Origin of the sequence: Comamonas sp. Y33R10-2 (assembly GCF_019355935.1) — a bacterium.
Classification (GTDB): Bacteria; Pseudomonadota; Gammaproteobacteria; order Burkholderiales; family Burkholderiaceae_C; genus Comamonas.
The window spans coordinates 593,058-613,582 of record NZ_CP079925.1; the positions used below are offsets into that span (position 1 = coordinate 593,058).

A 20,525-nucleotide genomic window follows, 5' to 3' on the forward strand; every position below is an offset into this window, starting at 1 on the left:
GAACGCGAGACAAATATGGTTGAAATTGAACTGGACGGGAAAAAGGTAGAGGTCTTGGAAGGCAGCATGGTCATGCATGCAGCTGAAAAGGCCGGCACCTATATTCCTCACTTCTGCTACCACAAGAAGCTCTCCATTGCGGCTAACTGCCGCATGTGCCTTGTGGATGTTGAAAAAGCTCCCAAGCCCATGCCTGCCTGCGCCACGCCTGTGACGCAAGGCATGATTGTGCGCACCAAGAGCGAAAAAGCCATCAAGGCTCAACAGTCGGTGATGGAGTTTTTGCTCATTAATCACCCGCTGGATTGCCCCATCTGCGACCAGGGCGGCGAATGCCAGCTCCAGGATTTGGCAGTGGGCTACGGCAGCAGCTCTTCTCGCTACGAAGAAGAAAAGCGCGTCGTGCCCGTCAAGGATGTAGGCCCGCTGATTTCCATGCAGGAAATGAGCCGCTGCATCCACTGCACCCGTTGCGTGCGCTTTGGCCAAGAAGTGGCCGGTATCATGGAACTGGGCATGGTCAACCGCGGCGAGCACGCTGAAATCACCACCGTCGTGGGCGATACAGTGGACTCCGAGCTGTCGGGCAACATGATCGACATCTGCCCCGTGGGCGCGTTGACCAGCAAGCCTTTCCGCTACAGCGCCCGTACTTGGGAGCTGTCGCGCCGCAAGTCCGTGGCTCCGCACGACTCCACCGGCTCCAATCTGATTGTTCAGGTCAAGAACCACAAGGTCATGCGCGTTGTGCCCTTCGAAAACGAAGATATCAACGAATGCTGGATTGCCGATCGTGACCGTTTCTCCTACGAAGCGCTCAACAGCGACGAACGACTCACCAAGCCTATGCTCAAGCAAGGCGGCGTGTGGAAAGAAGTCGACTGGCAAACCGCTTTGGAATACGTGGCCAACGGCCTGCAGCAGATCAAGAACGACCATGGTGCTAGCGCCATTGGTGCTCTGGTCAGCCCGCACAGCACAGTGGAAGAGCTGTATCTGGCTGGCAAGCTGGTGCGCGGCGTGGGTAGCGAGAATATCGACTACCGCCTGCGTAATGCCGAGTTCACCGCCGCCCAAGGCGTGCAGTGGCTGGGCTTGCCTATCGCTGCTTTGAGCAATCTGCAGTCGGCTCTGATCGTGGGCTCTAATCTGCGCAAGGATCACCCACTGTTCGCTCAGCGCATTCGCCAAGCTGCCAAAAAGGGCTGCAAGGTCTTCTCCATCAACGACCGCGTGTATGACTGGGCTTTGCCCGTCGCCGCTTCGGTGGTTGCTGCAGGCGACTGGGCTCAGGCGTTGGTCGATGTGGCAGCCGCTGTGGCTGAAGCCAAGGGTGTAACTGCACCTGTGGCAGGCCAAGTGCATGACGAAGCTAAGGCCATTGCTGCTGCGCTGCTGGCGGGCGAGCAAAAGGCGGTGCTGTTGGGTAATGCCGCAGCTCACCATGCTCAAGCATCTACGCTACTGGCTTTAGCTAACTGGATTGCTGAGCAAACCGGTGCCACAGCAGGCTACCTGACCGAAGCTGCCAACACTGTGGGCGCTCAATGGGTCAAGGCTGTGCCGGCCGCTGGTGGCATGAACGCTGCCCAGATGATTTCTGGCAACGTTAAGGCTGCCATCTTGCTGAACGTCGAACCCGAGTTCGACAGCGCTGCTGGCAAGGCTGCCATTGCGGGTCTGAACAAGGCCCAGATGGTTGTCACACTGAGCCCGTTCAAGGCGAACATGGAATTTAGCGATGTGCTGCTGCCCATTGCACCGTTCACCGAAACATCAGGCAGCTTTGTGAATGCCGAAGGCCGTCTGCAAAGCTTCCATGCTGTGGTTAAGCCTCTGGCTGAAACCCGTCCTGCATGGAAGGTGCTGCGCGTACTGTCCAACTTGATGGGCGTGAAGGGCGTGGACTACGAAACGTCGCAAGACGTGCTGGCCGCTGCCACTACTGGTGCTACGCAAGTGCCCGCCAGCGTGCTGAGTAATGCCGCCAAGGCTGTGAGCGTAGTGCCTGCTGGCAATGTGGCTGCTCCCGTGGTCGCAAGCATTTACCAGCTCGACAGCATTGTGCGCCGCGCTACGTCGCTGCAATTGACGGCAGATGCCCGTCAGGTTCGTGAGGGAGGCGCCGCATGATCGACGCATTGAAAGCTTGGGGCCTAGGTCTGTCCGCAGCCCCCTTCTGGACCGATACGGCTTGGCCTGTCATCTGGATTTTGCTGGGCATCATCGCCATCGTGGCTCCACTGATGGGTGCTGTTGCGTATCTGACGCTGTGGGAGCGCAAGCTGCTGGGCTTTATGCAGATTCGTCTGGGCCCCAACCGCGTGGGTCCTTCGGGTTTGCTGCAGCCTCTGGCTGACGGTTTGAAGCTGCTGACCAAAGAGCTGATTCAGCCTACAGCAGCGGCTAAGGGCCTGTTCTATGTTGGTCCTGTCATGGCCATCATGCCGGCTTTGGCTGCATGGGTTGTGATTCCTTTCGCTCCTGAAGTGGCTCTGGCTAACGTGAACGCGGGCTTGCTGCTGATGATGGCTATTACTTCGATTGAAGTTTATGGCGTGATCATTGCGGGCTGGGCCTCGAACTCCAAGTACGCCTTCTTGGGTGCGCTGCGTGCGTCTGCTCAGATGGTGAGCTACGAAATCGCTCTGGGCTTTTGCTTCTTGGTCGTCATCATGGTGACTGGCAGCATGAACCTGACCGATATCGTGATGGGTCAAGGCAAGGGTCAGTTCGCATCCATGGGTGTGAGCATCCTGTCGTGGAATTGGTTGCCTTTGCTGCCAATCTTTGTGGTCTACCTGATCTCGGTCGTCGCTGAAACCAACCGTCACCCGTTTGACGTGGTGGAAGGCGAAGCGGAAATCGTAGCTGGCCACATGGTTGAATACTCGGGCATGGGCTTCGCAGTCTTCTTCTTGGCTGAATACGCCAGCATGTGGCTCGTCTCCATTCTGGCCGTCATCATGTTCTTGGGCGGCTGGTTGCCTCCGGTTGACTTCCTGGGCTTCATTCCCGGTTGGATCTGGTTGGCTATCAAGACCTTCCTGGTGGTGTCGTGCTTCATCTGGATTCGCGCTACCTTCCCTCGCTTCCGTTATGACCAGATCATGCGTCTGGGCTGGAAGATCTTTATTCCTGTCACATTGGTGTGGCTGGTGGTTGTGGGTGCTTGGCTGTACTCGCCCTGGAACATCTGGAAATAAGCGGAGTACGTATGTCGGCAGTCGCTGCAACACCTTTCTCCTTTAAGGATTTCCTCAAGAGCTTCATGCTCTGGGAACTGGCCAAGGGCATGGCCCTCACGGGTCGCTATACCTTCCGTCGCAAGATCACGGTGCAGTTCCCTGAGGAAAAAACACCTCAGTCACCACGCTTTCGTGGCCTGCACGCTCTGCGCCGTTATGACAACGGTGAAGAGCGCTGCATTGCCTGCAAGCTGTGCGAAGCCGTGTGCCCTGCCATGGCTATCACCATTGAATCGGATGTACGTGACGACGGCTCGCGCCGCACCACACGCTACGACATCGATTTGACCAAGTGCATCTTTTGCGGCTTCTGCGAAGAAAGCTGCCCGGTGGATTCCATCGTTGAGACGCACATCTTTGAATATCACGGCGAAAAGCGCGGTGACCTCTACTTCACCAAGGACATGCTCCTGGCAGTGGGTGACCGTTATGAAGCCGAGATTGCTGCCAATAAAGCAGCAGATGCCAAGTACCGCTGAAGCGGCTCCTTGATCACTTGAAAAGATTCGATCCATGGACGCCAAAACTGGTTTTTTCTATCTGTTCTCGGCAGTGCTGCTTTTTGCGGCTTTCCGAGTTGTCACGGCTCGCAACCCTGTGCATGCCGTGCTCAATCTGATTCTGGCTTTCTCGCAAGCTGCTGCCATCTGGCTGCTGCTGAAGGCTGAATTCCTTGGCATCGCACTGGTGCTGGTCTATCTGGGCGCTGTGATGGTGCTGTTCCTGTTCGTGGTGATGATGCTCGATATCCGTATCGACTCCGTGCGCCGCGGCTTCTGGAAGCATTTCCCATTCGCCGCCGGTATTGGTGCGGTGATCGCCTTTGAAATGGGCGCAGTGGTAATGGGCGCCTTCGGTGATGTTGAAGATTCCAAGGCACCCGCTGCCACCATCGTCAACTTGGCCGGTCAGACGGTTCCTTACTCGAACACCCACGCATTGGGCAAGCTGCTGTACACGGAGTACTTGTACCCCGTTGAAATTGCAGCCGTGATTTTGCTGGTGGCCATGATCGCCGCCATCGCCCTGACTCTGCGCAAGCGCAAGGACAGCAAGGCGATGAATCCTGCAGATCAAATTCGTGTGCGTGCTTCTGACCGTATCAAGCTGGTCAAGGTGGAGACAACCAAGCCTGCACAAAAACCTGACGCCGGTGAAGCGGCGCCTGCAGTGGAGACAAAAGCATGACGTTGACTTTGGGCCACTTCCTGACGCTGGGTGCAATTTTGTTTGCAATCTCGGTGGTGGGTATTTTTCTCAACCGCAAGAACCTGATCGTCTTGCTCATGGCCATTGAGTTGATGCTCTTGGCTGTGAACACGAACTTTGTCGCGTTTTCCAGCTATCTGGGCGACATGCATGGGCAGGTGTTCGTGTTTTTCATCCTGACCGTGGCGGCTGCTGAGTCGGCCATTGGTTTGGCGATCTTGGTGCTGCTGTTCCGTAACAAGAACAGTATTAATGCGGAAGACCTCAACACCCTCAAGGGTTGAGATCGCCGTTACTTGCAAGGTTCTCTAGAAATGAGTCAAACCCTTTCTGCATCTATGCTGCTTGCGGTGCCTTTGGCACCGCTGGCCGGCTCCCTACTCGCGGGTATCTGGGGCACGGCCTTTGGCGGCAACAAGATCGGTCGCACCGGCAGCAGCTCCCTGACGATTCTGGGCGTGCTCGTCGCGTTCATTTTGTCGGCTCTCACGTTCAAGGCAGTCGTTTTTGACGGTGCTTCGTTCAATGAGTCCATCTACACGTGGATGGTTGTTGGCGGCCTGAAGATGGAAATCGGTTTTCTGATCGATTCCATTACAGCCATGATGATGTGCGTAGTGACCTTTGTGTCGCTGATGGTGCACATCTACACCATGGGCTACATGGAAGAAGACGAAGGCTACAACCGCTTCTTCTCCTATATCTCTTTGTTCACCTTCTCCATGCTGATGCTGGTGATGGCAAACAACTTGCTGCAGCTGTTCTTCGGCTGGGAAGCTGTGGGCTTGGTGTCTTACCTGCTGATCGGTTTCTACTACAAGAAGTCCACAGCCATTTTTGCCAACATGAAGGCCTTCTTGGTCAACCGTGTGGGTGACTTTGGTTTCATCTTGGGTATTGGCCTGATCGCTGCTTACACCGGCACGCTGAACTACTCTGAAATCTTTGCCAAGCTGCCCGAGATTCAGAACACCCAGCTGCCCGGTACGGGCTGGATGCTGGTGACGGTGACTGCGATTTGCCTGTTTGTGGGCGCCATGGGCAAGTCAGCCCAGTTCCCTCTGCATGCATGGCTGCCGGACTCCATGGAAGGCCCCACACCTATCTCCGCGCTGATCCACGCGGCGACGATGGTGACGGCGGGTATCTTCATGGTGTCGCGCATGTCGCCCTTGTTTGAACTATCAGACACCGCTCTGAACTTCATCTTGGTGATTGGCTCAATTACTGCCCTTTTCATGGGCATCCTGGGCATCATCCAAAACGACATCAAGCGCGTGATTGCGTACTCCACGCTGTCTCAGCTGGGTTACATGACCATTGCTCTGGGCGTGTCGGCTTACTCCGTGTCTGTGTTCCACCTGATGACGCACGCCTTCTTCAAGGCTTTGCTGTTCCTCGGTGCGGGTTCCGTCATCATGGGTATGCACCACAACCAAGACATCCGCTGGATGGGTGGCGTGCGCAAGTACATGCCTATCACCTGGCTCACCTTCTTGCTGGGTAACCTCGCGCTGATTGGTACGCCTTTCTTCTCGGGTTTCTACTCCAAGGACGCCATCATCGAAGCGGTGCACGCTTCTAATCTGCCTGCTTCTGGCTTTGCCAACTTTGCAGTGCTGGCGGGTGTGTTCATCACGGCTTTTTATTCGTTCCGCCTGTACTTCATCGTGTTCCACGGTAAAGAGCGCTACGACCAAAACCCCGATGCTCACCACGACGATCATCACGCGCATGATGACCACCACGGCCATGGCCACGATGCCAAGCCGCATGAGTCGCCTCTGGTGGTGACCGGTCCTTTGATGCTGTTGGCCATTCCTTCTGTAGTGATCGGTGCGATTGCGCTGATGCCTATGTTGTTTGGTGACTTCTTCAAGGGCGTGATTTTCATCGACCATGCTAAGCACGGTGCGATGACCGAACTGGCTGAAAAGATTCACGGCTGGTTGCCTATGGCGCTGCACGGCTTCCAAACAGCACCGTTTTGGCTGGCTCTGGCTGGTGTTGTGGTGTCTTACCTGTTCTACATCGTCAAGCCTGAGATTCCTACTGCCATCATGGCTTTCTCCAAGAAGATTGGTCTGTACCAAGTCTTGGAAGGCAAGTACGGCGTGGACTGGGTGTATGAAAACATCTTTGCTCGCGGCTCGCGTGCCTTCGGCTCCTTCTTCTGGAAGGTAGGCGACCAAGCCATCATTGACGGTGCTCTGGTCAACGGCTCCTGGAAGCTGATGGGCAAGTTCGGTCAGTGGATGCGCGGCCTGCAAACAGGCTATGTCTATCACTACGCGTTAGTCATGCTGCTGGGCATCTTTGCCCTCATGACTTGGTTCGTGTGGCTCAACAAGTAGTAGGAGAAGAACAAAAATGGGTTTGTTGAGTCTTTCTATTTGGGTTCCGATTGCATTCGGCGCCTTCCTGCTGTTCTTCAGCAAAGAAGGGCAGGTCAACGCAGTGCGCTGGCTGGCCCTGATTGGTGCGCTGATCGGCTTTGCAGTGACCATTCCTTTGGTGACCGGCTTCGACACTACCACTGCGAACATGCAGTTTGTGGAGAACATGCTCTGGATTGAGCGCTTCAACATCCACTACCACTTGGGCGTGGATGGGATCTCTATGTGGTTTGTGCCGTTGACGGCCTTCATCACGGTGATCGTGGTGATTGCCTCTTGGGCCAATATCACCGAGCGCGTGAATCAGTACATGGCCGCCTTCTTGGTCCTCTCTGGACTGATGATCGGCGTGTTCTCGGCACTGGACGGCATGCTGTTCTACGTCTTCTTTGAAGCAACTTTGATCCCGATGTATCTGATCATCGGTATCTGGGGCGGCCCGAACAAGATTTACGCAGCGTTCAAGTTCTTCCTGTACACCTTGATGGGCTCGCTGCTCACCTTGGTAGCACTGATCTATCTTTACACCCAGTCGGGTGGCAGCTTCGAGATTCTGGACTGGCACAAGCTGCCGCTGTCCGGCACTGCTCAGACGCTCATCTTCTTTGCCTTCTTCGCAGCGTTTGCGGTGAAGGTTCCCATGTTCCCATTCCATACATGGTTGCCTGACGTTCACGTGGAAGCGCCTACGGGTGGTTCTGCCGTGCTGGCGGCCATCATGCTGAAGCTGGGTGCTTACGGTTTCCTGCGCTTTTCGCTGCCCATCGCTCCTGATGCGGCGCACGAGTGGTCGGGCTTGATGATCACGCTGTCGCTGATTGCGGTGATCTACGTAGGTGTGGTGGCTTTGGTGCAAAAGGACATGAAGAAGCTGGTGGCTTATTCGTCCGTCGCGCACATGGGCTTTGTGACTTTGGGCTTTTTCATGTTCAACAGCCTCGGCATTGCCGGTGGTCTGGTACAGATGATTGCTCACGGTTTCGTGTCCGGCGCTATGTTCTTGTGCATTGGCGTGTTGTACGACCGTGTTCACTCGCGTGAAATTGCTGCCTACGGTGGCGTGGTCAACACCATGCCCAAGTTTGCTGCCTTTGCTCTGCTGTTCGCCATGGCCAACTGCGGCTTGCCTGCAACGGCTGGCTTTGTGGGTGAGTGGATGGTGATTCTGGGCGCTGTGCAATACAACTTCTGGATCGGCATGGGCGCTGCAACAGCCCTGATCTTTGGCGCAGCCTACACCCTGTGGATGTATAAGCGCGTGTACTTGGGCCCTGTGGCTAACGACCATGTGGCTGAGCTCAAAGACCTCAACTGCCGCGAATTCTTGGTGATGAGCATTCTGGCTGCAGCCGTGATGATCATGGGCCTGTACCCGAAGCCTTTCACCGATGTGATGGATGTGTCTGTGGCAGAGCTCATCAAGCATGTGGCTGTGAGCAAGCTCAACTGACCAGACTGAAACGAGAGACACGAGATGATTGACAACATCAGCTGGCTAGCTATCTACCCGGAGATTCTTCTCCTGATCATGGCCTGCGTCATAGCCTTGGTGGACTTGGGTGTGACAAGCACCCGGCGCACCTTGACCTATGTTCTGACCATGCTCACCTTGGCAGTTATAGCCGTATGTACGGGCATGAACGCTGCCTCCGGCAATACGTTCTATGGCTGGGGCAATATGGTCGTGTTCGACGCCATGGGCAACTGGCTCAAGTGCTTCGCCACCATCGCCGTGATGGTGACCATGGTTTATGGTCGCCCTTATGCGGCCGATCGCGACATGCTGCGCGGTGGTGAGTTCTTCACCCTGTCCATGCTGGCTCTGCTGGGCATGTTCATCATGATCGGCGGCAATAACTTCCTGGTTCTGTATTTGGGCTTGGAGTTGTTGACACTGTCGAGCTATGCGCTGGTAGCTTTGCGCCGTGACCATACCACTTCGGTTGAAGCGGCCATGAAGTACTTTGTGCTGGGCGCTATGGCTTCGGGCTTCTTGTTGTACGGCATGTCCATGCTCTACGGCGCGACAGGATCGCTCGATATTGGCCAAGTCTTTAAGGCAATCTACTCCGGTGAAATCAAGCACCAAGTGCTGGTCTTCGGTTTGGTGTTTGTAGTTGCGGGTCTGGCCTTCAAGCTGGGCGTGGTGCCCTTTCACATGTGGGTGCCTGACGTTTACCAAGGCGCACCTACAGCCATCACCGCTTTGATCGGTGGCGCGCCAAAATTGGCTGCGTTCGCCATGACTATGCGCCTGCTGGTGGACGGCTTGCTGCCTTTGGCGGGTGACTGGCAGCAAATGCTGATGGTCTTGGCTGTGTGCTCGTTGCTGGTGGGTAATTTGGCAGCTCTGCAGCAAACCAGCCTCAAGCGCATGCTGGCTTACTCGACCATCTCGCAAATGGGCTTTGTCATGCTGGGCCTGATGTCGGGCGTGGTCGATGGCAAGGTGGATACTGCGACCGTTGAGAATGCATACAGCTCCGCCATGTTCTACGTGGTGACCTATGTGCTGACGGCACTGGCTTCTTTCGGTGTGATCTTGCTGCTGGCCCGCGAAGGCTTTGAAAGCGAAGAGATCGCTGATCTGGCTGGCCTGAATCAACGTAGCCCGCTGTACGCTGGTGTGATGGCCGTTTGCTTGTTCTCTATGGCAGGCATTCCTCCACTGGTTGGTTTCTACGCCAAGTTATCCGTGCTGCAAGCGTTGATTGCTACGGGCAGCAGCTTGTACATTGGTTTGGCTGTGTTCGCTGTAGTGATGTCGCTGATCGGCGCCTTCTACTACCTGCGCGTAGTGAAGGTCATGTACTTTGATGCTCCCATCACCGCGACCAGCGTGTCTGCACCTTGGGATGTGCGCGTTGTGCTGACTCTCAATGGTGCGCTGGTTCTGTTGCTGGGCATTTTGCCCGGCGGTCTGATGGCCTTGTGCGCTGACGCCGTTGTGCGAGCCTTGGCTTCCTGATAAGACGAAGGTGATGAGGGCTTGATGCCCTCATCGCTTTTTCTAGGAATGGTTTAGTGTCTATTACCGCCTCTATTTGGCTCATCATCTTGGCTGCCCTTGTGGCAGCCAATTTGCCTTTTATCAACCAGCGTTTTGGGGTGATCGGCCCTGTCGCATCAGGTCGCAAGTCCCTATGGATTCGCTTGCTTGAGATGCTGGTTCTTTACCTGTTGGTCGGTGGACTAGGCCTGCTGCTTGAGCGCCGTGCCGGGCAAATCTCTCCCCAAGGCTGGGAGTTCTATGCCGTGACTGGGACGTTGTTTTTAACGCTGGCTTTTCCCGGTTTTGTCTACCGCTACCTTGTTCACCGCAAGGGTTGAGTGCTGACATGAAGGTACTTGATCTTCACTGCTCTGCGAACCATGTCTTTGAAGGCTGGTTTGCCTCTGAAGACGATTTTCAGAGCCAGTTGCAGCGCCAACTGGTGCAGTGCCCGATGTGCGGTGACAGCGATGTGACTAAGCGCTTGAGTGCTCCTCGCCTCAATTTTGGTGCCAAGCCGCCTAAAGTGGCTCAGGCTTCTCAATCGGCAGAGGTGTCAGCCCCGACCTCTGCTGCACCTGTCACTTCTGCCGCCGTATCTCCTTCTTCCGTCGCTGTGCCAGAAATCACTGCTGAAGCGCACGAACATCTTCAGTCCATGCAAACGGCTTGGATGCAATGGTCGCGCAAGGTGGCCGAGAATACGGAAGACGTTGGCAGCAAGTTTGCCGAAGAGGCGCGCCGCATTCACTACGGTGAAACCGAGGAGCGTGCAATTCGCGGGCAAACAAGCCCCAAAGAAGCCATGGAGTTGATGGAAGAGGGCATTGGCGTGCTGCCTCTGGCTTTGCCTGAAACGGCGGGTGGTGAAGGCGGTAGCTTGCAGTAAGAGCTGCTATGCCTGTATGCAACCCCAAAAAGGGTTGATACACCATATCGGAGTAGATTAATTTTTCTGGCTCCTAGGGAAAGCATAAGCTGCTGCAAGCCCTATTCCTAGGAGTTTCCCGCTGCGGTTGTGTTGACTGGCAGTCCAAGATGTAAAGCAAGTAGAGGGCGCATCAAAAGTGCGCTCGCAATTGTTTTTCGTATCTAGGACTGACGGCCAGCGCATGAGTGATCTCATTCTCGAAACCAAGCAACTTACCAAAGAATTTAAAGGCTTCACCGCCGTCAGCAAGGTGGATTTGGCGGTGCAGCGCGGCTCCATTCACGCGCTGATTGGGCCTAACGGTGCAGGCAAGACCACTTGCTTTAATTTGCTGACCAAATTTCTGGAGCCCACTTCCGGAAGCATTCAATTTAACGGCGTAGAAATCACCCGCGAAGCACCAGCGCAGATTGCGCGGCGCGGCGTGATTCGCTCGTTTCAAATATCGGCCGTATTCCCTCACAGCACTTTGCTGGAGAACGTACGCATCGGTCTGCAGCGCAAGCTGGGCACGGCTTACCATTTCTGGACGAGTGAGAAAACGCTCAACCAACTCAACGACAGGGCGATGGAGTTGCTCACCGAAGTGGGTCTGCAAGACTTAGCCGATGAGTTGACTGTGAACCTGCCTTATGGTCGCAAGCGCGCTCTTGAAATTGCCACCACGCTGGCGATGGAGCCCGAGCTCATGCTGCTCGATGAGCCCACGCAGGGTATGGGCCATGAAGACGTAGATCGCGTCACCCAACTCATCAAAAAAGTCTCCGCTGGTCGCACCATCTTGATGGTGGAGCACAACATGAAAGTGATTGCGACGATTGCCGATCGCATCACGGTGCTGCAGCGCGGCGCGGTGCTGGCCGAAGGCCCCTACGAAGAAGTGTCCCGAAATCCGCAGGTGATGGAAGCCTATATGGGCACCACGGATGGGCAGTTGCAAGGGGCGCATTGATGGCTTCCCCCTGTGCCGCTTTGCGGCTTCCCCCAAAGGGGGACAACACCATCGCAGCGGGGCGGCCCTTGCTTGGTGTTTCTGACTTGGGTTCGTGCCAGTTTTGAGATCAGATGAACAATGAATAAATCAAGTACTCCGGCGCTGGAAATTTCGGGACTGAATGCCTGGTATGGCGAGTCGCATGTGCTGCATGGCATGGATCTGGTGGTCAACCCCGGCGAGGTAGTGACGCTGCTGGGCCGCAATGGCGCGGGGCGCACTTCCACGCTGCGCGCCATCATGGGTTTGACGGGGTCGCGCAAGGGTTCTATCAAGATCAATGGTGTGGAGACTATCCACATGCCAACGCACAAGATTGCCCATTTGGGTGTGGGCTACTGCCCTGAAGAGCGCGGTATTTTTTCCAGCTTGTCTTGCGAAGAAAACCTGATGCTGCCGCCTCAGTTGAAGACCGGCGAGGTGGGGATGAGCGTGGACGAGATTTACCAGATGTTCCCTAATCTCTACGAGCGCCGCAACAGCCAAGGCACGCGCCTATCGGGCGGCGAGCAGCAGATGCTGGCCGTGGCGCGCATTCTGCGCACGGGAGCACGTTTGCTGCTGCTCGATGAAATTTCTGAAGGTCTGGCTCCCGTCATCGTTCAGACCCTGGCTCGCATGATTAAAACGCTGCGCGAAAAGGGCTACACCGTGGTGATGGTGGAGCAAAACTTCCGTTTTGCTGCGCCGCTGGCAGATCGTTTTTATGTGGTCGAGCATGGCCATGTAGCTCTGCGTTTTGCTGCAGATGAGCTGGATGAAAAGATGTCTGTGCTCAATGAGTTGCTGGGCGTGTGAGCTGCCGAATTTAGTTTCTCTTTTGATTACAAAGATCTAACCCTGGAGATGAAGATGAAAGCAAAACTGAGCGTTCTCTCGTGCATGTTGGCTGTTGCAGGTTTGACCAGTCCTCTGGTGCAAGCGCAGGAAAAAGTGAAGATCGGTTTTGTGACCGATATGTCCAGCCTTTACGCTGATGTGGAAGGTAAAAATGGCGCGCTTGCCATGCAGATGGCGATTGATGACTTTGGTGGCAAGGCGCTGGGCCAGCCTATCGAGTTGATGAGTGCAGACCATCAGAATAAGGCCGACATCGCAGCATCCAAGATGCGCGAGTGGATTGATACGCAGAACATCTCACTGGTCTTCAGCGGCACCAACTCCGGCACAGCTCTGGCTGTCTCGCAAGTGGCCAATGAGAAAAAGCGCGTGCACATCAACAGCGGTGCGGGCTCTTCCGCGTTGACCAATGAGCAGTGCAACCCCTACACAGTGCACTACGCCTACGACACCGTAGCACTGGCCAAGGGAACGGGTGGCGCGGTGGTCGATCGTGGTGGCAAAGACTGGTTCTTCTTGACGGCTGACTATGCCTTCGGTCAGGCGCTGGAGTCCGATACCACCAAGGTCATTAACGCCAAGGGCGGTAAGGTGTTGGGCTCGGTCAAGCACCCGCTCAACGCGTCTGACTTCTCGTCCTTCCTGTTGCAAGCACAAAGCTCTAAGGCCCACATTTTGGGTCTGGCGAATGCGGGTGGCGATACCATCAACGCCATCAAGGCGGCCAAGGAATTTGGTATCAGCAAGACCATGAAGACCGCCGGTCTGCTGGTCTTTCTGACCGATATCCATAGCCTGGGTTTGAAGAACACCGAAGGCCTGCTGCATACCACCAGTTGGTACTGGGACATGAACGAGGAATCGCGCAAATTCGCCAACAAGTTCTTTGCCAAGACAAAGCGCATGCCCACCGATGTGCAGGCCGCTGACTACTCGGCCGTCATGAACTATCTGAAGGCCGTTGAAGCCGTCAAGACCACCAATGCTGACAAGGTGATGGCTCACCTGAAAAGCACGCCTATCAACGACTTCTACGCCAAGGGCGTGATTCGTCCGGATGGCACGTTTGCGCACGACATGTACCTGGTCGAAGCCAAGAAGCCCAGCGAGTCGACCAAGCCTTGGGACTACCTCAAGGTCTTGAGCAAGCTGCCAGCAGATACGGTCTGGACTACCAAGGCAGAGACCAAGTGCGCGCTCTGGAAGTAATTGCGAAAGTAGTCGCTAAAGTGATTACGAGCTTGGATTGATGCACCCCTAACTCCCACCAGCGTATCTCTCATGGACTTCTTTGGCGTTTCATTGCCCGGCCTGATGAGCCAGCTCCTTTTGGGGCTGGTCAACGGTTCGTTCTACGCAATTCTGAGTCTGGGTTTGGCCGTCATTTTCGGCCTGCTCAATGTCATCAACTTTGCGCATGGCGCGCTGTTCATGCTGGGTGCCATGTGCACCTGGATGGCCATGAGTTATTTCGGCATTAACTACTGGGTGATGCTGATTTTGTCGCCCGTGTTGGTGGGCATTTTGGGTGTGCTGATAGAGCGCTTTTTACTGCGCTGGATTTACAAGCTTGATCACCTTTATGGCCTGCTGCTCACACTGGGTCTGTCGCTGCTGATCGAAGGCGTGTTTCGCTCCGTCTACGGCGTTTCAGGCTTGGGCTATGACACGCCTGAGTTGCTCGAAGGTGCCACCAATCTGGGCTTCATGATCTTGCCTAATTACCGCGCTTGGGTGGTCTTGGTTTCTATCGTGGTCTGCCTTGCGACTTGGTTTGTCATCGAGAAAACGCGCCTTGGTGCTTACCTGCGCGCTGGTACCGAGAACCCTCGATTGGTTGAAGCTTTCGGCATCAACGTGCCTGTCATGATCACGCTGACCTATGCCTTTGGTGCCGCACTGGCCGCCTTTGCGGGCGTGCTGGCCGCGCCGGTCTATCAGGTCACGCCGCTAATGGGGCAGAACCTCATTATTGTGGTGTTTGCCGTGGTGGTGATTGGCGGCATGGGCTCCATCATGGGCTCGATTTTGACGGGGTTGGGGTTGGGAGTTATTGAAGGGCTGACTAAGGTTTTCTGGCCCGAAGCATCATCCACTGTCGTGTTCTTCATCATGGTTATTGTTTTGCTGATTCGCCCCGCTGGCCTGTTCGGTAAAGAAAAATAAGAGGGGCACGACATGAAACCAAAGACGTTTGTTCAACGCATTGCCCCTGTGGGTTACGGCCTGTTGTTACTGGGCCTGATAGCTGCGCCTTTTTTGGGTGCCTACCCTGTGTTTGTGATGAAGCTCATGTGCTTTGCACTGTTTGCTTCGGCCTTTAACCTGCTGCTGGGCTATACGGGCTTGCTGTCCTTTGGGCACGCTGCTTTTTTGGGCGGCGCAGCTTATGTTGCGGGCTACAGCATCAAAGCTTGGGGATTTACGCCAGAAATTGGCATGCTGCTGGGTACCTTGATTGGTGGCTTGCTGGGTCTGCTCGCAGGTTGGCTGGCTATTCGCCGTCAAGGCATTTATTTTTCTATGATCACGCTGGCGCTGGCGCAGATGCTGTTTTTTGTGGCCCTGCAAGCTAAGTTCACTGGAGGTGAAGATGGTCTGCAAGGCGTGCCACGCGGCAAGCTGTTTGGCATGATCGATTTGAGCAACGACCTGACCATGTACTACGTCACACTGATCGTGGTGACGCTGGCCTTTTTGCTCATTGTGCGTACCATTCATTCGCCTTTCGGTCAGGTGCTTAAAGCCATCAAAGAAAACGAGCCACGCGCTATCTCGCTGGGCTATGACGTCAACCGTTTCAAACTGCTGGCCTTTGTGATTTCTGCGGCGCTTACCGGTCTGGCTGGCTCACTCAAGACGCTGGTGCTGGGCTTTGCTACTTTGTCTGATGTGCACTGGACCACTTCGGGTCATGTTATTTTGATGACATTGATGGGTGGTCTGGGCACGCTTTCCGGCCCGCTGCTGGGTTCCGCGGTGGTTGTGGCGCTGGAAAACAAGATCGGCGACCTTGGCAGCTTCCTCGCTCGCACCACGGGTGTGGAATGGTTTGGCACTTTGGGTGAGTCCGTCACCATCGTCACTGGCTTGATCTTTGTGCTGTGCGTGCTCATGTTCCGCAAGGGCATCATGGGTGAGCTAATTTCCTTGCTGGAAAAGAAAAAGTAGGCAACCCCTGAGCGGCTTTGCTTGCGACCACCAGAGGTGGTCTTTCTGCAGACCGTCCAAGCCTGCGCAGGCAGGCTCGGAGCTGCGGCCTTCAGCCCCTTCTCTCGCTACGTGGGAAGGGGACAACAGCATCGCTGCGGGGCGGCCCTTGTTTGCTGTCTCTTGCTTGGCGTGTGACGGCATCCAGCGCTATAGCTTCATCGCTTCAACATAGCCCGTCATTTCAAGATAGCCTCGGCCCACCGGGCTGCTGCGGCCATCTGCATTGATGCGGCGCAGCTCGCACAAACCTTCCCAGTAAACCGCACCGGTGCTGGCACGGCTGTCCAGTTCTTGGTCATCCACCAAAGCATGGACTTCAAAGCGCCCAGCGGGTGTTTGAATGCGCCATGCAACGGGGTAGCGGGCTTTGCTGTGTGGGCTTGTCCAGTAGCGCAGCGGCTCAAACTGCACTTGATCGGCGGCAAAGATTTGTGCGATTTGATTGGGTGCGCGAAATGAGCCGCCAGCCCAGAGGTGTGAACTGTCCGATCGGCGCAGATGAAAGGCCGTCAGCGCGCTGCCATCGCCCAAGTTCATGCCTATCCAGTCCCAGCCTTGCGCCTCTTTGTGCATGATGGCGGCGCTGCATTCATGGTCTAACCAAGCGCGGTTGTGTGGGCTGGCTTGCACTGGCAAGCGCTGCCCACCGGCGGTGATGGAGCCGCTGACTTTGAGCTGGGGTTGGCTGTAGTAATAACTGGCTTGTTCTTGCTGCGGACCTTTGCGCGAAAGTCCATTCATGCCTTGAAGCAGCAATGACTGGGTGCTATCAAATTCAAGATCTAGCGTGAAGTCTTTGGCCGCTAGTTTGGCACTGTAATGGCTTGCTTTTGTCGCATCAAAACCCGCCACCGCTTGGCGTTTGAGGAACCAGTCGTTGATGTAAACATGGGTGTCGCTTTCACTGGCGTCGGCCAGCTCCAAACCTGCACGCGCCATGCGTTGGTCGTGGTGCAATTTTTGCCCCTGTACATCGCAAAGTGCAGCGTGGGCAAAGATCAATTGCTTGGCTGCCAGCGGTGACTGAAGGCTTTGCGCAGAGGCAATGCGCGAGCGAAAAAAGGTCAGCTGAAAGCCCCAAGGTTTACCACCCGCCTGCAACTGCCCTGTTATGTACCACCACTCGGTTTGCAGATCAGGGTGGCTGCCAAAGTCACGCGGAAATTGCAGCGTTTTGATGGGTAGGGCCATGGCTGAAGGCGGTAGCGCCCAAGCGCTCATGCCCAGACCTGCAGCAGCCATCGCATGCAAAGAGAGCCTGCGTGAAATGCTGGCGTCGGCTGGTAAAGCATGAGGTGAAATCAGGGGCGGTTGGCGCATGCGCCATTGTTACCGCTTAGATCGCCCCGGGGTCTTTATTGATGTGATCTGTATCACCCAATATCAAGCTGCGGAACAATCACCATCCAAGCGACACCAAAACGATCCGTCACCATGCCAAAGCTGCGGGCAAAAAAGGTCTCACCCAGAGGCATCTGTACCTGACCGCCTTCACCGATGGCGGTAAAGATGCGGTGGGCCTCATTGTCGTTTGGCGCGGAGATGGAAAGGGCAAAGCCTTTGAAATCAGGCTTGCCACCATTCATGCCGTCTGAGGCCATGATCTGCGTCTCGCCAATCTGCATATTGGCATGCATGATTTTTTCCGGATCCATCTCGCCGGGGCCGCAGCCTTGCTGGGAGGAGGGCGCGGGCTGGGGCGGAGCATCCTTGTAACGCATCAGCGCCGTGACTTCCGCGCCGAGGGCAGCTTGATAAAACTCCAGAGCCTCTTCGCAGCGGCCATCAAAAAACAGATAGGACTGGACTTGCATACGAACTCCCCAGAGCTGAGTTAGAGCATTGATTGTGCGCTGCCCTTGTTTGCAGTGGTGTGAAAAACGCTGCTGCAATCGCAGGTATAGCCGCTAGCCCTTACCAGTCTTCTTTGACAGCGAGAACGGCATCAGCACTGGCCGCTTTTCGCCCAGCCAGCCACGCCGTAATAACGCCTGCAAGTACTACCGCAGCACACAGACTGAGCAGACGCACGGCGGGCAGGCGCAGCGCCATCGTCCAATGAAAGCTTTGTGGGTTGACCACGTGCACCAAAATCACCGCCACACCCAGCCCCAGCAGCGTGCCGGCAATGGCGCCCAGTGTGGTCCAAGCCAATCCTTCTGCGGCCACCACGCTCAGCACATTGCGGCGGGTGAGGCCTAGGTGTGCCAGCAATCCAAACTCTTTGCGCCGTGCCAACACTTGCGCGCTAAAGCTTGCGGCAATACCGAACAAACCGATGCCAATGGCCACGGCTTGCAGCCAGTAAGTCACGGCAAAGCTGCGGTCAAAGATGCGCAGCGATCTCTCGCGCAAAGATGTGCTGCTGACAAACTCCAGCGCTGGCGCTGCTTGCCCCGGAGTGGTGATCGCTTGCTCGATGGCGGTTTGCAAGCCGGTTTGTAAATTGGTTGATGCGAGTGTGCTGCTGGGTGTGGGCCAGACGGCTAGTTCGCTGATCTGCGCTGCATTGCCTGTATCGCCTGAACCTTCCATTAGCGCCAGATAGTCCTGCCAGTCCAGCGCCACAGCACCGAACTGGCGAACATAGTCGCGCCAGATAGATGCTATGTAAAAAGTAGCTATAGGTCCTTTTTCTGCCTTGACTTGATGGCTAAAAGCCTTTGAAAGCAGTGGCCACTCATCACCGATTTTCAAGTCATAAAGCTGGGCCACAGCCTCGCTGATATGAACCGGTGTGCCGCTGCTGGGCGCAGTTATTGGCCCTTTAATCATTGGCCCTTCAATCCAAGGCAGTTGCATGGGGCGCTGTCCCGCTGAATCTTCTTTCAAAGGACGCAGCAGCAGGCTAACAGCCGGGCGCTCAGGGCTTAGCACCAGTTGGCTGCTGCGCATGGGTAGGGCTCGCTCAACCCCCGGCAGCTGGCTGACGCGCAGCGCCGCGTCGGCAGGCAAAAGCGCTGCATCCACGCGGCTGGAGCCACCTGCAGCGCGCACATATAAGGGGGCGGGCAATACAGCATCCAGCCACTCCATCATGCTGGCGCGAAAGCTGGTGACCATGACGGTCAGTGCCACGGCCAGACTCAGGCTGGCCACCACACCGCCTACGGCCACGGTGGTTGCGTGGCGCATGCGGCGCGCACGCTCAAACGCCAGCATGGCCAGTGGCTGGCGTGACAGCTGGGCAGGAACCAGACCCAGCATCGCACCCAGCAGCCAAGGCAGCGCCGCCATACCTCCCAGCAGTAGCAAGCCCACGGCTAAGTAGGCGGCCAGCGGTATGCCTGCGATGGGCGGCATAAAGGCCAGCGCAACACTGCCGAGCAGTAGTAGCAAGGCGGGCCACAGGCGCGGCTCTTTTTCATGCGTGTGCCCCAAGCCTTTGAGCGTGGCTGAGGGCGGTAAATCCATAGCAGCACGTGCAGGCCACCATGCACCTGCCAGCGTGGCTGCAATGCCGAGCAGTCCAAACACCAGTGCGGCCACAGGGCTTAAGTTCAGCGCGGGCTGCACGCCCGCAAAAAAACCGCCCCCCAAATCGCCGCCCAGCACTTGCAGCGCCAGCCAGGCAAGGGCGCCGCCCAGTGCAATACCCGCGAAGCTGCCTAAAACGCCCAGCGCTAAAGCCTCTAGTAAAACCACAGCCATGCGCTGGTGTGGAGTGGCCCCCAAAACGGCGAGAAGCGCAAACTGCGGCGCACGCTGCGCGACGCTAAGCGCCAGTACGGAGAACACCAAAAACGCGCCAGTAAACAATGCCACCAGCGCCAGCACTGTAAGGTTGACGCGGTAGGCGCGAGACATCTCAGCCACGCGTTGCTGATCATCGCTGGGTTGCTGAATCAGCATCTGGCTTTGCCACGCGGAAAGAGCGTGTAGCTCAGTGGTGATCTGACTGCGGTCGCTGTGGTCCGTCAGCAGCAAATCAATGCGGTCTATGCGCTCAAACTGCTGCAGTTTTTGCTGAAGCGCAGCAATGTCCATCACTGCAATGGGAGCGCCTGTGGCGGCCACTGTGCCAGCAATGCGCAGCTGCTGAGGCTGGCCGTTAAGCAGCCATTGGATAGGGGTGTTAACAGCTTGCTCTGCGCTCAGGTTCAGCACCTGCAAGGCCGCTGAGTTGAGAAACACCGCATCGGGTGCAAACAGATCGAGCCGGTTGCCTCCTTCAAACAAACGCGGCATCAATGCGGGGGCAACGGGCGCAAGCTTTAGCGCATCGCTGCCCAACACGCGCAAGGGCGTGCCTTGGGTTGATCCTTGCGTGCTGCGTGCATTGGCATCGCCTGTGGCGGGACGGCTCTTGTTTGTAGGTAAAAGTACCGAAGTCTCCAACCAAGGCACGGCTGCAGCAACGCCTTGCAGCTTGGCCACTTGCGGGTAAAGCGACAGTGGCAGCCCTCCTTGCATGGTGTGCAACTGCAAGTCTGGCTGACCATTGACACTGCGCACCGCACGCGAGAATTCATCCAGCGCTGACTGGTTGATGACATGCACGGCAAAGCCCAGCGCCACGCCCAGCATGATGGCGATCAGCGCCGTGGCTGTGCGCCAAGGGTGCTGGCGCAGCTCTTGCCAAGAAAAGGTGCGAAGCAGATGAAGTAGAGGCACAACTTAGTCCAGATAGGCAAGCAAGATAGAGCCAGAGATCTAGGGCCTGTTTCCTTGCTGTCACAAAGTGATCTTCGATCAATTTTCA

Annotated in this window: 18 protein-coding genes; 15 read left to right on the plus strand and 3 right to left on the minus strand. The window is 56.1% G+C overall.

Annotated elements, in window-relative coordinates; genetic code table 11:
* Positions 1 to 15 precede the first annotated feature (15 nt).
* From nuoG to KUF54_RS02645, 15 genes are all read left to right on the plus strand, one after another.
* Positions 16 to 2,133, plus strand: coding sequence for an NADH-quinone oxidoreductase subunit NuoG (nuoG, locus tag KUF54_RS02575; RefSeq protein ID WP_219344975.1), 2,118 nt, complete (start codon positions 16 to 18; stop codon positions 2,131 to 2,133).
* Positions 2,130 to 3,206, plus strand: a complete 1,077-nt coding sequence (gene nuoH / locus KUF54_RS02580; protein WP_219344977.1) for an NADH-quinone oxidoreductase subunit NuoH — start codon at positions 2,130 to 2,132, stop codon at positions 3,204 to 3,206. The genes nuoG and nuoH overlap by 4 nt, the downstream gene beginning before the upstream one ends.
* 11 nt (positions 3,207 to 3,217) lie before the next feature.
* Positions 3,218 to 3,727 (plus strand): NADH-quinone oxidoreductase subunit NuoI, encoded by a 510-nt coding sequence (gene nuoI, locus KUF54_RS02585; protein WP_219344979.1) that lies wholly within the window; start codon positions 3,218 to 3,220, stop codon positions 3,725 to 3,727.
* A gap of 34 nt (positions 3,728 to 3,761) precedes the next feature.
* Positions 3,762 to 4,436 (plus strand): NADH-quinone oxidoreductase subunit J, encoded by a 675-nt coding sequence (locus tag KUF54_RS02590; protein WP_219344981.1) that lies wholly within the window; start codon positions 3,762 to 3,764, stop codon positions 4,434 to 4,436.
* Positions 4,433 to 4,741, plus strand: a complete 309-nt coding sequence (nuoK, locus tag KUF54_RS02595) for an NADH-quinone oxidoreductase subunit NuoK (RefSeq protein ID WP_219344983.1) — start codon at positions 4,433 to 4,435, stop codon at positions 4,739 to 4,741. Before KUF54_RS02590 ends, nuoK begins: the two co-directional genes overlap by 4 nt.
* A gap of 30 nt (positions 4,742 to 4,771) precedes the next feature.
* Positions 4,772 to 6,811, plus strand: a complete 2,040-nt coding sequence (gene nuoL / locus KUF54_RS02600; protein WP_219344985.1) for an NADH-quinone oxidoreductase subunit L — start codon at positions 4,772 to 4,774, stop codon at positions 6,809 to 6,811.
* A gap of 16 nt (positions 6,812 to 6,827) precedes the next feature.
* Entirely contained in the window at positions 6,828 to 8,303 is a 1,476-nt protein-coding gene (locus KUF54_RS02605) for an NADH-quinone oxidoreductase subunit M (RefSeq protein ID WP_219344987.1), read from the plus strand.
* Positions 8,304 to 8,327: 24 nt separating this feature from the next.
* Positions 8,328 to 9,821 carry an NADH-quinone oxidoreductase subunit NuoN gene (gene nuoN / locus KUF54_RS02610; protein ID WP_219344989.1) on the plus strand — a complete coding sequence of 498 codons (1,494 nt, stop codon included), beginning with the start codon at positions 8,328 to 8,330 and terminating at the stop codon, positions 9,819 to 9,821.
* A 56-nt stretch (positions 9,822 to 9,877) separates the two neighbouring features.
* Entirely contained in the window at positions 9,878 to 10,183 is a 306-nt protein-coding gene (locus KUF54_RS02615; RefSeq protein WP_219344991.1) for a DUF2818 family protein, read from the plus strand.
* A gap of 8 nt (positions 10,184 to 10,191) precedes the next feature.
* Positions 10,192 to 10,734, plus strand: a complete 543-nt coding sequence (locus KUF54_RS02620) for a DUF1178 family protein (RefSeq protein WP_219344993.1) — start codon at positions 10,192 to 10,194, stop codon at positions 10,732 to 10,734.
* Between the two features lie 223 nt (positions 10,735 to 10,957).
* Positions 10,958 to 11,728 carry an ABC transporter ATP-binding protein gene (locus KUF54_RS02625; protein ID WP_219344995.1) on the plus strand — a complete coding sequence of 257 codons (771 nt, stop codon included), beginning with the start codon at positions 10,958 to 10,960 and terminating at the stop codon, positions 11,726 to 11,728.
* Positions 11,729 to 11,848: 120 nt separating this feature from the next.
* Positions 11,849 to 12,568, plus strand: coding sequence for an ABC transporter ATP-binding protein (locus KUF54_RS02630; RefSeq protein WP_219344997.1), 720 nt, complete (start codon positions 11,849 to 11,851; stop codon positions 12,566 to 12,568).
* Between the two features lie 54 nt (positions 12,569 to 12,622).
* Positions 12,623 to 13,819 carry an ABC transporter substrate-binding protein gene (locus tag KUF54_RS02635; RefSeq protein WP_219344999.1) on the plus strand — a complete coding sequence of 399 codons (1,197 nt, stop codon included), beginning with the start codon at positions 12,623 to 12,625 and terminating at the stop codon, positions 13,817 to 13,819.
* 72 nt (positions 13,820 to 13,891) lie between these two features.
* Positions 13,892 to 14,776, plus strand: a complete 885-nt coding sequence (locus KUF54_RS02640) for a branched-chain amino acid ABC transporter permease (RefSeq protein WP_219345001.1) — start codon at positions 13,892 to 13,894, stop codon at positions 14,774 to 14,776.
* 12 nt (positions 14,777 to 14,788) lie between these two features.
* Entirely contained in the window at positions 14,789 to 15,781 is a 993-nt protein-coding gene (locus KUF54_RS02645; protein WP_219345003.1) for a branched-chain amino acid ABC transporter permease, read from the plus strand.
* Positions 15,782 to 15,970: 189 nt separating this feature from the next.
* Here KUF54_RS02645 and KUF54_RS02650 read toward each other — a convergent pair whose 3' ends face one another.
* The 3 genes from KUF54_RS02650 to KUF54_RS02660 form a co-directional block, all read right to left on the minus strand.
* On the minus strand, positions 15,971 to 17,143 hold the full coding sequence (locus KUF54_RS02650) for a lipocalin-like domain-containing protein (protein WP_370627574.1): 1,173 nt from the start codon (positions 17,141 to 17,143) through the stop codon (positions 15,971 to 15,973).
* Between the two features lie 53 nt (positions 17,144 to 17,196).
* Positions 17,197 to 17,637, minus strand: coding sequence for a VOC family protein (locus tag KUF54_RS02655; protein ID WP_219345005.1), 441 nt, complete (start codon positions 17,635 to 17,637; stop codon positions 17,197 to 17,199).
* 100 nt (positions 17,638 to 17,737) lie between these two features.
* Entirely contained in the window at positions 17,738 to 20,437 is a 2,700-nt protein-coding gene (locus KUF54_RS02660) for an FtsX-like permease family protein (RefSeq protein ID WP_219345007.1), read from the minus strand.
* Positions 20,438 to 20,525: the final 88 nt, after the last annotated feature.

Coding starts and splice junctions, on each gene's coding strand:
- nuoK (WP_219344983.1), top strand. CDS start 4,433: ATGACGTTGACTTTGGGCCACTTCCTGACGCTGGGTGCAATTTTGTTT.
- KUF54_RS02605 (WP_219344987.1), top strand. CDS start 6,828: ATGGGTTTGTTGAGTCTTTCTATTTGGGTTCCGATTGCATTCGGCGCC.
- KUF54_RS02645 (WP_219345003.1), top strand. CDS start 14,789: ATGAAACCAAAGACGTTTGTTCAACGCATTGCCCCTGTGGGTTACGGC.
- KUF54_RS02630 (WP_219344997.1), top strand. CDS start 11,849: ATGAATAAATCAAGTACTCCGGCGCTGGAAATTTCGGGACTGAATGCC.
- KUF54_RS02650 (WP_370627574.1), bottom strand. CDS start 17,143: ATGCGCCAACCGCCCCTGATTTCACCTCATGCTTTACCAGCCGACGCC.
- KUF54_RS02655 (WP_219345005.1), bottom strand. CDS start 17,637: ATGCAAGTCCAGTCCTATCTGTTTTTTGATGGCCGCTGCGAAGAGGCT.
- KUF54_RS02635 (WP_219344999.1), top strand. CDS start 12,623: ATGAAAGCAAAACTGAGCGTTCTCTCGTGCATGTTGGCTGTTGCAGGT.
- nuoN (WP_219344989.1), top strand. CDS start 8,328: ATGATTGACAACATCAGCTGGCTAGCTATCTACCCGGAGATTCTTCTC.
- KUF54_RS02625 (WP_219344995.1), top strand. CDS start 10,958: ATGAGTGATCTCATTCTCGAAACCAAGCAACTTACCAAAGAATTTAAA.
- nuoG (WP_219344975.1), top strand. CDS start 16: ATGGTTGAAATTGAACTGGACGGGAAAAAGGTAGAGGTCTTGGAAGGC.
- nuoL (WP_219344985.1), top strand. CDS start 4,772: ATGAGTCAAACCCTTTCTGCATCTATGCTGCTTGCGGTGCCTTTGGCA.
- nuoI (WP_219344979.1), top strand. CDS start 3,218: ATGTCGGCAGTCGCTGCAACACCTTTCTCCTTTAAGGATTTCCTCAAG.
- nuoH (WP_219344977.1), top strand. CDS start 2,130: ATGATCGACGCATTGAAAGCTTGGGGCCTAGGTCTGTCCGCAGCCCCC.
- KUF54_RS02640 (WP_219345001.1), top strand. CDS start 13,892: ATGGACTTCTTTGGCGTTTCATTGCCCGGCCTGATGAGCCAGCTCCTT.
- KUF54_RS02590 (WP_219344981.1), top strand. CDS start 3,762: ATGGACGCCAAAACTGGTTTTTTCTATCTGTTCTCGGCAGTGCTGCTT.
- KUF54_RS02620 (WP_219344993.1), top strand. CDS start 10,192: ATGAAGGTACTTGATCTTCACTGCTCTGCGAACCATGTCTTTGAAGGC.